General features: G+C 41.0%; 10 protein-coding genes. 7 read left to right on the top strand and 3 right to left on the bottom strand.

Features of this window, described 5'->3' with window-relative positions:
* Nucleotides 1-153: 153 nt before the first annotated feature.
* On the bottom strand, nucleotides 154-1404 hold the full coding sequence (locus ACS8FA_RS20755; RefSeq protein WP_227526716.1) for an acyl-CoA dehydrogenase family protein: 1251 nt from the start codon (nucleotides 1402-1404) through the stop codon (nucleotides 154-156).
* A gap of 258 nt (nucleotides 1405-1662) precedes the next feature.
* Nucleotides 1663-2643 (bottom strand): protease SohB, encoded by a 981-nt coding sequence (gene sohB, locus ACS8FA_RS20750; protein ID WP_439266639.1) that lies wholly within the window; start codon nucleotides 2641-2643, stop codon nucleotides 1663-1665.
* 374 nt (nucleotides 2644-3017) lie between these two features.
* On the opposite strand from sohB, the gene aspS reads away from it, so the two are divergent.
* From aspS to ACS8FA_RS20730, 4 genes are all read left to right on the top strand, one after another.
* Nucleotides 3018-4844, top strand: coding sequence for an aspartate--tRNA ligase (aspS, locus tag ACS8FA_RS20745; protein WP_191115386.1), 1827 nt, complete (start codon nucleotides 3018-3020; stop codon nucleotides 4842-4844).
* Nucleotides 4845-4911: 67 nt separating this feature from the next.
* Nucleotides 4912-5943 (top strand): lysophospholipid acyltransferase family protein, encoded by a 1032-nt coding sequence (locus ACS8FA_RS20740; RefSeq protein WP_439266641.1) that lies wholly within the window; start codon nucleotides 4912-4914, stop codon nucleotides 5941-5943.
* 149 nt (nucleotides 5944-6092) lie between these two features.
* Nucleotides 6093-6893 carry a glycosyltransferase gene (locus ACS8FA_RS20735; RefSeq protein ID WP_439266643.1) on the top strand — a complete coding sequence of 267 codons (801 nt, stop codon included), beginning with the start codon at nucleotides 6093-6095 and terminating at the stop codon, nucleotides 6891-6893.
* A 96-nt stretch (nucleotides 6894-6989) separates the two neighbouring features.
* Nucleotides 6990-7847, top strand: coding sequence for a WaaZ-like lipopolysaccharide core biosynthesis protein (locus tag ACS8FA_RS20730; protein ID WP_522901990.1), 858 nt, complete (start codon nucleotides 6990-6992; stop codon nucleotides 7845-7847).
* Between the two features lie 59 nt (nucleotides 7848-7906).
* Here the strand turns inward: ACS8FA_RS20730 and ACS8FA_RS20725 are convergent, their stop codons facing one another.
* On the bottom strand, nucleotides 7907-9073 hold the full coding sequence (locus tag ACS8FA_RS20725; protein WP_439266648.1) for a glycosyltransferase: 1167 nt from the start codon (nucleotides 9071-9073) through the stop codon (nucleotides 7907-7909).
* Between the two features lie 260 nt (nucleotides 9074-9333).
* Here ACS8FA_RS20725 and ACS8FA_RS20720 point away from each other — a divergent pair, with 260 nt between their 5' ends.
* From ACS8FA_RS20720 to ACS8FA_RS20710, 3 genes are read left to right on the top strand one after another with little or no spacing between them, the layout of a single operon-like run.
* Complete coding sequence (locus tag ACS8FA_RS20720; RefSeq protein WP_439266662.1) at nucleotides 9334-10350, top strand: stealth family protein; 1017 nt, start codon at nucleotides 9334-9336, stop codon at nucleotides 10348-10350.
* Nucleotides 10351-10355: 5 nt separating this feature from the next.
* Complete coding sequence (locus ACS8FA_RS20715; RefSeq protein WP_439266650.1) at nucleotides 10356-11120, top strand: glycosyltransferase family 25 protein; 765 nt, start codon at nucleotides 10356-10358, stop codon at nucleotides 11118-11120.
* Between the two features lie 17 nt (nucleotides 11121-11137).
* Entirely contained in the window at nucleotides 11138-11905 is a 768-nt protein-coding gene (locus ACS8FA_RS20710; RefSeq protein WP_439266653.1) for a glycosyltransferase family 25 protein, read from the top strand.
* Nucleotides 11906-11935: the final 30 nt, after the last annotated feature.

The following is an 11935-nucleotide window of genomic DNA, read 5'->3' as shown; positions in this document are numbered from 1 at the left end:
TTTGAGATGAGGACTCGCTCTAGTGATGAAAAATTCACTACTAAATTGTTAATAGTGAATTTTCAATTAGCATTTTGATTGGCTTATTCTTGATAGTTGCGTGAGCAAATCAAAACCAACTCACACAACCGTTTGTTAAGATTAAGCTTAAGACTAAGCTTTGTCAGATTTAGCAGAACGACTAAAGCCCTGACGTTTCAGTTCTAGCTTAGCAATCATGGTTTTATGTACTTCATCTGGACCGTCTGCCAAACGTAGTACACGTGCTTGCGCGTAGAAATTCGGTAGCAAGGTATCTTGACATACGCCCATACCACCATGAATCTGAATCGCCATGTCGACGACTTCTTGTAGCACAGTTGGCGCCACTACTTTGATAGCAGAGATTTCAGTCAATGCGGCTTTGGTGCCTTGAGCATCCATTTTTTGGGCGGCGTACAATGTGAGCAAGCGTGCTTGGTCGATTTTGATACGGGCCTCGCTGATACGCTCAAAGTTACCACCCAATTGCAGTAACGGCTTACCAAAGGCAGTTCGTGACATGCCACGCTTGACCGCTAATTCAAGAGATTTTTCGGCAGCACCGATACAGCGCATGCAATGATGAATACGACCTGGCCCTAGACGACCCTGTGCAATCTCAAAACCTTTACCAGGTCCACCAATAAAGTGGCTGACTGGCACACGCACATTCTCGAAGCTAATCTCACCATGGCCGTGCGGTGCATCATAATCACCAAACACTTTAAGCATACGTTTAATATTCACACCTGGTGTGTTGACTGGCACAAGCACCATCGAATGCTGATGATGACGGTCTGCACTTTCATCCGCGGTATATGCCATCACAATCAAGACGTCAACCGCTGGATCACCAAGACCAGATGACCACCACTTGCTACCATTGATGACAATCTCATCACCATCTACTACGGCGGTTGCTTGCATATTGGTTGCATCACTTGACGCCACGTCAGGCTCAGTCATACAGAATACAGAGCGTGTCTTACCTTCTAGGATTGGGGTAAGCCACTTGTCTTGCTGCTCTTGAGTACCGTAGCGCCATAACAGCTCCATGTTACCGCTATCAGGTGCATTACAGTTAAATACATGAGGTGCTAGCAAACTACGACCAGTCAATTCTGCAATAGGCGCATAATCAGTGACTGACAGTCCTGCACCTAGTGTGTCATCTGGCAGGAATAAATTCCATAAGCCTTCTTCACGTGCTTGTTTGCGCAGGTTTTCGTAGGCTTCTGGCCACTCCCAATTTTCCCAATTACCATCAGGGTTTTTCTTATGACAATCTTCCCAGAATTGGGCTTCGATAGGCTCAATATTCGTTTCGATAAACGCTTTGACTTTGGCATGCATGGCTTGACCATGTTCTGTTGCGGTAAACATTAAATTGTCGTTAGACATAAATGACTTCCTTTTCTTTATTGATTGTCTAAATCAAATGTTGATAAAAAGCTCTACTAGAGCTTTAGTGTACGCACGTATACTGTTTTCCGTGTGCTACATTTATAACACAGCAATTGTCAATAAACAGCAAAAAGGCGCGACCAGCTAGGCCACGCCTTTTACAAAATATAAACAATGTATCTAAAAACTTCTGAGCACTAAAATACCATTATTTAACTATCATAATGATAACTAACATTATTTCAGAATATTTAGGCGGCTGTTCAAATCAAAACGTGCAAGTGCATCAGGTAATTTATCTACAGCCATGCTCAGTGTCGCTTCTGCTGCTTGAGCCAATCCTAGCTTTTCTGCTAACGTCGGCTTCTGACGTGAATATAGTGCATACACTTCGTTGTCTTCCATACGCTCTAAAATATAGCTGTCTGAAGTCTGTAGACTATCAATCAGGTTAAGCTTTAATGCATCTTCGCCATACCAATGCTCACCCGTAGCTACTTTGGCAACATCGAGTTCTGGACGATACGTATTAACAAAATGCTTGAATAGCTCATGCGTCTGCTCTAGTTCTTCTTGGTATTTGGCACGGTCTTCGGCATCATTCTCACCAAATACAGTTACCGTACGCTTATAGTCACCAGCGGTAAACATTTCATAATCGACGTCATGGTTTTTTAGCCATTTATGGAAGTTTGGCAACTGTGACACCACACCGATTGAACCAATGATAGCGAATGGTGCAGCTACTACCATGTCTGCAACGCAGGCCATCATATAACCACCGCTCGCCGCCACTTTATCAACACAGACCGTCAATTTTAAGCCAGCATCCTTTAGGCGAACCAATTGCGCTGCGGCCAAACCATAACCGTGTACCAAGCCGCCGCCTGATTCAAGACGGACGATAACTTCGTCACCTTTATTTGCGGTACTAATTAAAGTACTGATTTCTTCACGCAAATGTTTGACCGCAGTTGCTTTGATATCACCATCAAAATCGAGCACAAAAACTTGTGCTTTATCATCAGTATGTTTTTTCTTATTTTTAGTTTTTGCTTTCAATGCTTGCTTGGCTTTTTTGGCCATGACTTTTTTGAACTGTTTGAGGGCAGCTTTGCCTTGGGTGGCTTCCATCAAATCTTCACGGCGCTGCTTTTGAGCATCATTTAAGTGGCGTATTTTAAGCTCGACAGGGTTTTTAGGGGGATGAAATAGCATGGTTACAAATCCTCAAGTCAGTAAATATATTGATATGGCTGTTTTTATTAGCGTGCGGTTGATATGTGCACACTAAGCGGTGTTTTCAAGCATGATGACAATATTTAACCCAATATAAATATCACTGAATAAATACGTCAGATACTTGCAGACTCCCGTTCTTTGATTGACCTCAGCCGGTTGTATAACAAAGGCAGATTAGGCATAATATGCGTTTATATCAAATTTTCTGCAGCCAACGTGATGACCCTTTGTCTTGATCGCGTTGTTTGTGTGTTTTTTTGGCAAATAGCTTGAAACGCACAACAATGGCTGCATTATTGTACTTCGAATTGGGCTGATAACTGGATAACCATATTATGACGCAAAGCACTATGACGCATAGCGAATACCGAGACGAGTATTGCGGAGCCGTAACCGAGAGCTTGCTTGAGCAAACCATTAGTATCGTAGGCTGGGTACATCGTCGTCGCGATCACGGTGGCGTGATTTTCTTAGACATGCGTGACCGCGCAGGTATCTTACAGGTTGTGGTCGACCCTGATACCCCAGAAGCTTTTGCAGCAGCAGATGCTGTACGTCCTGAATACGTGCTAAAGATAACTGGCCGCGTACGTCGCCGTTATGAAGGTACTGAAAATAATAATATGACCAGTGGCCAGATTGAGCTATTGGGCAAAGAAATTGAAGTACTGGCTAAGTCTGAAACACCGCCATTCCCATTGAATGACGAAAAAACAACTGTATCTGAAGACCTGCGTCTAAAGTATCGTTATCTTGATATGCGTCGTCCGCAAATGCAAGAGCGTATGGTGTTCCGTGCCAAGGCAACGTCAGCGATTCGTCGTTATTTAGACGATCATGGTTTCTTGGATGTTGAAACGCCTATCTTGACTCGTGCAACGCCTGAAGGTGCGCGTGATTATCTTGTACCATCACGTACCCGTCCAGGTAACTTCTTTGCCCTGCCGCAGTCACCACAGCTATTTAAGCAATTATTGATGGTGTCAGGTTTTGACCGTTATTATCAAATCGCTAAATGCTTCCGTGATGAAGATTTACGTGCTGATCGTCAGCCTGAATTTACTCAGGTAGATATTGAGACTTCTTTCTTGAACGAAGAAGAAATCATGAACATCAACGAAGGCCTTATCAAGCATTTGTTTAAGACAATGATGGACGTTGAGTTCGAGCAATTCCCTCGCATGACTTATGCTGAAGCAATGCGTGACTATGCATCAGACAAGCCTGACTTACGTATTCCTCTAAAGTTGGTTGATGTTGCAGATTTGATGAAAGACGTTGACTTTAAGGTATTTGCCGGTCCTGCTAACGATCCTAAAGGTCGTGTGGCTGCCCTACGCATCCCTGGTGGCGCATCATTAAGCCGTAAGCAAATCGATGCTTATACCAAGTTTGTTGGTATTTATGGTGCACGCGGTTTGGCTTATATCAAGGTCAATGACGCTAGCAGCATCAACAACGGTGTGGATAAAGAGTCAGGCCTACAGTCTCCAATTATCAAAAACATGACTGATGACGTGCTTGTGAGCTTGATCGAGCGTACTGCTGCAGAAGATGGCGACATTATCTTCTTTGGTGCGGATAAAGCCAGTGTCGTGAATGATGCAATTGGTGCATTACGTCAAAAAATTGGTCTAGATCTTGAAATGACGACTTGTGAATGGGCACCACTTTGGGTAACTGACTTCCCAATGTTTGAAGAAACTGACGATGGTCGTTGGACGTCAATGCATCATCCGTTCACTAAGCCTAAAGGCTCAGTTGAAGAGTTGAAAAACAACCCAGAATCTGCCCTTTCTATCGCTTATGATATGGTATTGAATGGTACTGAAATTGGTGGTGGTAGCTTACGTATCAATACTTACGATATGCAGCAAGCTGTACTTGAAGCCTTGGGTATTGGTGAGCAAGAAGCTGAAGACAAGTTTGGTTTCTTACTTGATGCCCTAAAATTCGGTGCGCCACCGCATGGCGGCCTAGCATTTGGTTTGGATCGTTTGATTATGTTGATGGTAGGCGCAAGCTCTATCCGTGACGTTATCGCCTTCCCAAAAACCAAAACAGCTGACTGCCCATTGACCCAAGCACCTGCTGGCGTTGATAGCAAACAACTACGTGAGCTTGGTATCCGTGTGCGTGAAAAAGCACAAGCTGATACCAACAAGCCTGCTGAATAAATCGTTTGATGATGCGCAGTTGCTGTCTACAGTGCTTGTTACGTGATTCATTACCATGTGAGTGGTCATGAATCCGTATCATATTTTCAAAGTCGTGCCATTGTCTGTACTGCAGATGCTGGCACGTTTTGTTGCGTGGGTTATCATTAAGATACCCAGTTTAAGTATCATGCGTACCATTCAGATCAATATGGCGCTGATTACTCATACATTGTCTGAGCAGCAAAAGCGTGCGTTGACCAAAGACATTATTTATCATCAATGTTTGACCAGTATTGAATCTATAAAAAGCTGGGCGATGCCTCCTGAGTGGAGTATCGCTCAGATTTGTGATGTCCATAATAAAGACATTTTTTTAGAGGGTCTTGCCAATCCAAATGGCATGCTTGCTATCGTACCGCATCTCGGCACTTGGGAGATGATGAATGCTTGGCTCAACCAGTTTGGTGCGCCAACCATTATGTATAAGCCAGTTGACGGCAAATTCGCTAACGAGTTTATCCTTCAAGGACGAGCGCGACTTAACGCGACTTTGGTACCTACTGATGGTAGCGGCGTCAAAGCCGTGTTTAAAACGCTCAAGCAAGGTGGTTTTAGTATTGTATTGCCCGACCACGTTCCAGAGCCATCAGGCGGCGTTGTCGTTCCGTTCTTTGGTATCAAAACCTTGACCAGTACCCTTGCCTCCAAACTGGCAAGCAAAACCAAATGTGCGCTGGTTGGCTTATCTTGTATTCGCCGTACCGATGGACGCGGTTTTGATATCTACTGCTACAAACTCGATGATCCAGCCTTGTATGACCGCAATGCTGAAGTGGCGACTTATGCTCTCAATCAGGCCATGGAGCGTATGATTAAAGACAATTACAGTCATTATATGTGGGGCTATCGACGTTTTAAGCGTATACCAAACTTAGGCAATCCTTACCGAAAAGATAAAGAGACTTTAGCAGCTTTTATCCAATCTCACCATTCTAGCGTTTCTAATCGTTCTGATAGCGATATCAACGATAGCGTTCAAAATGACAATGTTAAAATCGACAATGTTAAAAACGATAGTACTGTTAAAAGCGATAACACTAAGCTCGACAATCATTAGTCATCACCAACCTAGTGTTGCCTATTTATACATACCATCAGTTTAGACGTACCATCAGTCACAGCTATGCTAATATTGGCTGAACTCTATATCCTTTTATTTTTATTAGTCCTTCATTTATCTGACTATTATCTCAATACGAGTGCATTATGACATCTGACGTAACTAAGAACTCATCTATAGACCCTAATCAAACCAGCACAGATACTGCTGAACAGCGTTATATCATCTGTATGAAATGGGGCAACAAATATGGTCCTGAATACGTCAATCGTCTTTACAACATGGTTAGTCGACATCTAACCTTAGATTTTCAAATGGTTTGCTTGACCGATGACAGCACAGGTATCGACCCTGCGATTGCCTGTTATCCGATACCTGACATGGATTTACCAGCAGGTCCTGAACGTGGTTGGAAAAAATTGACTACCTTTAAGCCTGAGCTGTATGATTTAAAAGGTGTGGCCCTATTTTTAGATATCGATATCGTCATTGTTGATAATATCGATGCGTTTTTTACTTACCAAGCTGAGCATGAGGACAGTGTCGTCATCATCCGCGACTGGAAAAAACCTTGGCGCATGATTGGTAATAGCTCTGTCTATCGCTTTAATATTGGTATGAATACCTATCCTGATTTGCTGTCCAATTTTGAGCGGAACTTTGAAACCATTCGCACCCAAGTACGTCACGAGCAGGCCTATCTCTCTAACTATTTGCGTGAGCATCACCACTTAGAGTATTGGTATAAGACATGGTGTGTTAGCTTTAAGTACCAATGTATTGCGCCGATTCCTTTTAACTTTGTACGCACACCTACTCTGCCGGATGATGCCAAAATCGTTATCTTCCACGGTGAGATTAACCCGCCCGATGCGATTGCTGGTAGTGGTGGTAAATGGTATCGACATGTGAAGCCAAGCCCATGGTTGAAAGACCATTGGCAATAAATGCTTAGTAATTAACCATATGTAGGCAATTTATAATTAGCATAAAGGCAGTGTATTAAGATATAAGATAGGTGAAATAAACGACTGGAAAATAGTATGGCGCTATATTTGAGATTACCTGCTACCGCTGGGTTCAACATTGATAATGAGCTCATCATTATCAATGCTTTTAATGCCAATGAACCTGAACAAAGCCTGCATGGAAAAGACGTCAATATTATCGCCTCAGGACCATCTATACAGCAGCTGCCGTTAGCAGAGCTCCTAGATACGCCTACTATTTTTGTTAATGGCAGTATCAGCCTGGTTGGGCAGCATCAGTTTACCGATATTGCTGGTTACGTCATCAGTGATGCGCGCTTTATCAGTCATCAGCCGGAGATTTTACAGCAGTACTATAAGGGTCAACCTCTATATGCAACATTAGCTGTCTTTGAAGCGATGGCTACCACGCACCCTGATATTATGCGAACGTACCATCATGCCATGCGAGTGTTGTACCCAGTAGATAGGCCATGGGGAGTCAAGTCAAACAAGCTATCTTTTAATAAGCTTATCTTTAAGAAAAAATTACTCAATAAAAAAATGCCGCTATCGTACTTTATCAATAATCCAAACTTTATTATTGATAGCGATCATAAAGCGGCTGACATCGGCGTCTCTCTTAACATTACTCATGGATTTGTGGAAGCAGGAACTGTTGCCTATGTAGCGGCGCAGTTGGCGTTTTCGCGTCAAGCAGCGTGTATTCATCTATATGGTATTGACCTGCTTAACAGTAAGCAACCACGGTTTTATGAAAATAAAAACAATAGTGCACCAAGTATGCTCAGCAAAGTCATGAACGAGCGCATTATCCCTTCGTTTAACTTGCTCGGCAGAATCTATCAATCGCATGGTGTTCCTGTCATCAATCACTCTCCTATCTCTAAATCGCTATTCGACACTTTCTAGTTAATGACTCGCAGTTAATAACCTTTACTTAATTGCGTTTAATTAAGAACCACTACAAGTTATAAACCCTCATTTTTATCTGAATCTAAAACAGAACCAAACGCTAAGTACTGTCTTGCAATATGTTCAGGCAGTAATTGCTGGTTTAGCGGCACGATATAATCTGTAAGGTTGTCTATGGCTTGATCGATGAGAGTGGCCAAGCCATCAATATCACCTACCGCAATTAAGTTTTTCTTAGGTAATAACTCTCGTGGACCAAAAGGACAATCCGTACTGATTACTGGTACGCCCAGTGCTTGCGCCTCTACGATGACATAGCCAAAGCCTTCAAACTTAGAGGTGAGTACCATCAGTGCAGCTGATCTAATTAATGGATAAGGGTTGGTCTGGAAGCCTAAAAATTTAATACTATCGCTAATATTTAGTTGGACAGCCAACTGTTCAATCTCTGCTTCAAGCCTACCTTTACCTACTAGCACTAATGGCAGCTTTCGTTCTGTTTTAGCATACGCCTGTAGCAAGTCTCGATGACCTTTCATGTCATCAAATGAGGCGACATGTATAATGTACTCTTTATCTACTAATCCGAAATGTTCAAGATGGCTAGATGCTGCTGCTTTGGTCTTTATAGCAATAGCATCACAAGGATTGTAGATTGTTGTGGTTTTGGTAATATTTCCTATAATATCAATCAAATCTTGACGTGCACCTTTACTCACACAGCTACAAGGATGAGCGCCATAGACCATTTTCAAATGATTTATAGTCTGTACTGGCGACTCTAATAATTGGTTTTGGAACTGCTTTGATAGCGTCGTATGCAGTACATTTACGATATTTGGCAACTGACTATATGCCATAATCCAGTTTATCTTATAGATATTAGCCAGTATCAAATCTGGCACTCCTATTTGGCTAAGCACGTAAGTGTCAATACGCTTAGCGACTGATTCGTAGGCTTGTGCTTGCGTAGATTCTGGGTCGAGATTCTGCTCAGAAAACACCTCATCATATGGCACGATGTGATATTGCACACGAGCGTCTAGTAGCATATCTTGCGTCGCTTCCAAACATAGAATATGAGTACGATAGCCCATATCTGCATAAGTGCTTGCCAACGTCGCAACCATACGCTCAGCACCGCGACCTTCAAGCGCTTTTAAAATAAATAGAATAATAGGTGGCATTGGTGTCTCAGCTTGGTTTTTTAACGGTATAGGCATGATAGGTTAGCCAAATGAATGCATCTATGGTCATAATTATTGCAGCGTTCTGACTTTATATGCTAGTCTCACCTACCGCTGGTGCTCGGCATTTACTCAGTAAAGTACGAGCAGGATTTAACGGTATCTCTATAAAAAATGATAATAAGTCTAACTATCTGAATCGATTAAACCTTGTTAATAATCGCATCAGCAAATATCATAGCTGGTCTAATATAGCTACTAAAATAGATGCATATCCGATGAGAGCAGGATCAGTTATGAAGCAGCCTAATGAAAGTACATTAGACATCGTCATTGCTTGGGTAGATGGCGCAGACCCTATACTCAAACAAAAGCGAGAACAGTATAAGCCAACTAAAGAAGTGGCATCTGACGCAATAACTGACACGCGTTTCGCTAGCGACGATGAGATATATTATAATATTGCTTCTATCATCAAATATGTGCCTTTTTGTCGTCATATATATGTCGTCACAGATCAACAAAAGCCAGCGTTCATCGATGAGTTTGCCAAGCAAGGTATTTGCTCAGCAGATAAAATACGCATCGTTGATCATAAGGACATATTTTCGGGTTACGAGCAGTTTTTACCTACGTTTAATAGCACTTCAATCGAGACAATGATATGGAATATTAAAGGGCTATCTGATTACTTCATCTATATGAATGATGATTTCTTTTTTAACCAACCAGTAAGAATGGATGACTTTTTGGATAATGAAAAAATCATTATTCATGGCCATTGGCAAAAGAAAATAGTACTTAATACTAAAATGAAATATCGAAAACTCTTAAACAAATTTTTAGAGAATCCGATTCAGCCTAAATATACTACAGCTCAAATGTTAGGCTCTATGCCTCTTAAGACTAACCAATTCTTCAAGATACATCATTATCCTCATATTGTTGACAAGAGCATATTAAGCAGCTATTTACTAAGCAACCTTACTTTTTTGGAAAATCAGATAAAGCATCGTTTTAGAGATATATCTCAATTCGATCCAGTTTCTTTGGCTAATCACTTGAGCATACAGAAAAATCAAGCCGTTCTGAAACCTGATTTAAACCTAAACTATCTTAAAAATGAATATAGCGTAGAGAAATTCATAAAAAATTTAGATGATGAATCTATAAAATACGGTTGTATTCAAAGCATGGACTTATTAAGTGAAGGGTTTTCACAAAAGGTTAATAAAGCAATGATTAAAAAGTTCTATCTATACTTACCCAAATCGTTGTTGAGAGAAGAAACCCAATGTGCTATCAAAAGGTAAATGATATGAAAGTTCTTACTTACTTGATCAATCTAGACGGTAGCAATGAGCGACTAGAAAGATCAAGACAGCAGCTCAATAATATTGACTGGCCATTTGAACGCGTATCTGCTTATGATGGTCGCGGCAAGGATTTATCGGAGTTTGTAAACTATGATGATAAAAGTGCCAGAAGTAACTTAGGTCGTAGTCTCTTAAATTCAGAAATCGGCTGCTATTTAAGCCATTATCAATGTGCACAAAAGTTCTTGGAAACTGATGCTGATATTTTGGTTGTATTAGAAGATGATATGAAGATGACCAGTAGTTTTAAACCTGTTATTGATAAGACACTGACGTATCTACATACTCACCCAGAGTTGGACTGGTATCTCGTAAATATCGCAGCTAAAAAGAAGAAGCTTGCTAAAGACATTGTTACTTTTGATGCGCATACTTTATGGCATGCTTATTACTTCCCTATCCGCGGCTTAGGACTTATTTGGTCACGCAAAGGTGCAGAAGAGTTTATTAAACAAGGCAAAACCATTTATATGCCTGTCGACATTTTCTTCCAAAGGTGGCTTAGCCAAAATGGTAAAGGCCTAGGCGTGTGGCCTGCACTGATCAGCCCAATGGGATTCGACAGCGATATCTTAGGTACACAAGCGACCCAAAATATACAGCGTAAAGAAAAAGAAGGTAGAGACTCATCTTATAGTTTGAAAAAACAGAAAAGAATGTTGCAAGATAAAGCCATAGCCATTAAAAACTTAATTATTACCAAATAATGTAGGACCACCCTATTATGAGAAAGTTTGTCATTAGCTTAGCCTCTGCAACCGACCGCAGAAAGCATATTGAATCAGAATTTGGTAAACATAACGTAAGCTATGAATTCTTTGATGCTTTAACACCGGATATTGCGAAACCTTATGCTGAACGTTTGGCTTTAAGTTTAACCTCTACAAACCTAACTCCAGGTGAGTTAGCATGTATGATGAGTCACGTAGCAATTTGGGAGAAAATCATTAAAGAGAATTTAGCATATGCCACTATTTTTGAAGATGATATTTATTTAGGTGCTGATGCTGAGACGTTACTCAATTGCGACAAGTGGATTAAACTTGACTGGCAGATCGTTAAAATTGAAGCTTTTGCCAAAAAAACCTATTTATCAAAAGATACACATACTGTCTTAGATGGTAAGCGCTATGTAACTGAATTAAAAGGTAAAAATCTAGGCACAGCAGGCTATATACTATCTCTGCAAGGTGCCAAAGTATATCTAGACTATATCAAAGATAATGACTTACTACCTCTAGATAGTTTAATGTTCGATAATTTTATTATTAATGGCTCTGAGCCAGTGCAACAGTTAGTACCTGCGTTATGTATCCAAGAAATGCTTTTACACAAGAATAACCCTTCTCTACCTAGTGCACTACTAACAGATCGTAAAGATCGAATGAAGCTAGAAAAGCAAAAAGGATTCGCTAAAGTACACAAAGAAGCTAGAAGATTAGTGACACAAGCTAAAAAAGCCCTTTTCGCGAAAGAAGTGCCTTTTAAATAATTTTTTCGATATCGACTATAAATCATAGAC

This window comes from Psychrobacter sp. 1Y1 (genome assembly GCF_051847395.2).
Taxonomy (GTDB): domain Bacteria; phylum Pseudomonadota; class Gammaproteobacteria; order Pseudomonadales; family Moraxellaceae; genus Psychrobacter.
The sequence above is the reverse complement of the archived record's forward strand: the minus strand, read 5'-3'. Positions and strand labels throughout refer to the sequence as shown.

Bases quoted from the DNA above. Each gene is read 5' to 3' on its own strand.
- sohB (WP_439266639.1), bottom strand. From the start codon at position 2,643: ATGCTATTTCATCCCCCTAAAAACCCTGTCGAGCTTAAAATACGCCAC.
- ACS8FA_RS20720 (WP_439266662.1), top strand. From the start codon at position 9,334: ATGAAGCAGCCTAATGAAAGTACATTAGACATCGTCATTGCTTGGGTA.
- ACS8FA_RS20710 (WP_439266653.1), top strand. From the start codon at position 11,138: ATGAGAAAGTTTGTCATTAGCTTAGCCTCTGCAACCGACCGCAGAAAG.
- ACS8FA_RS20715 (WP_439266650.1), top strand. From the start codon at position 10,356: ATGAAAGTTCTTACTTACTTGATCAATCTAGACGGTAGCAATGAGCGA.
- ACS8FA_RS20735 (WP_439266643.1), top strand. From the start codon at position 6,093: ATGACATCTGACGTAACTAAGAACTCATCTATAGACCCTAATCAAACC.
- ACS8FA_RS20755 (WP_227526716.1), bottom strand. From the start codon at position 1,404: ATGTTTACCGCAACAGAACATGGTCAAGCCATGCATGCCAAAGTCAAA.
- aspS (WP_191115386.1), top strand. From the start codon at position 3,018: ATGACGCATAGCGAATACCGAGACGAGTATTGCGGAGCCGTAACCGAG.
- ACS8FA_RS20725 (WP_439266648.1), bottom strand. From the start codon at position 9,073: ATGCCTATACCGTTAAAAAACCAAGCTGAGACACCAATGCCACCTATT.
- ACS8FA_RS20730 (WP_522901990.1), top strand. From the start codon at position 6,990: ATGGCGCTATATTTGAGATTACCTGCTACCGCTGGGTTCAACATTGAT.
- ACS8FA_RS20740 (WP_439266641.1), top strand. From the start codon at position 4,912: ATGAATCCGTATCATATTTTCAAAGTCGTGCCATTGTCTGTACTGCAG.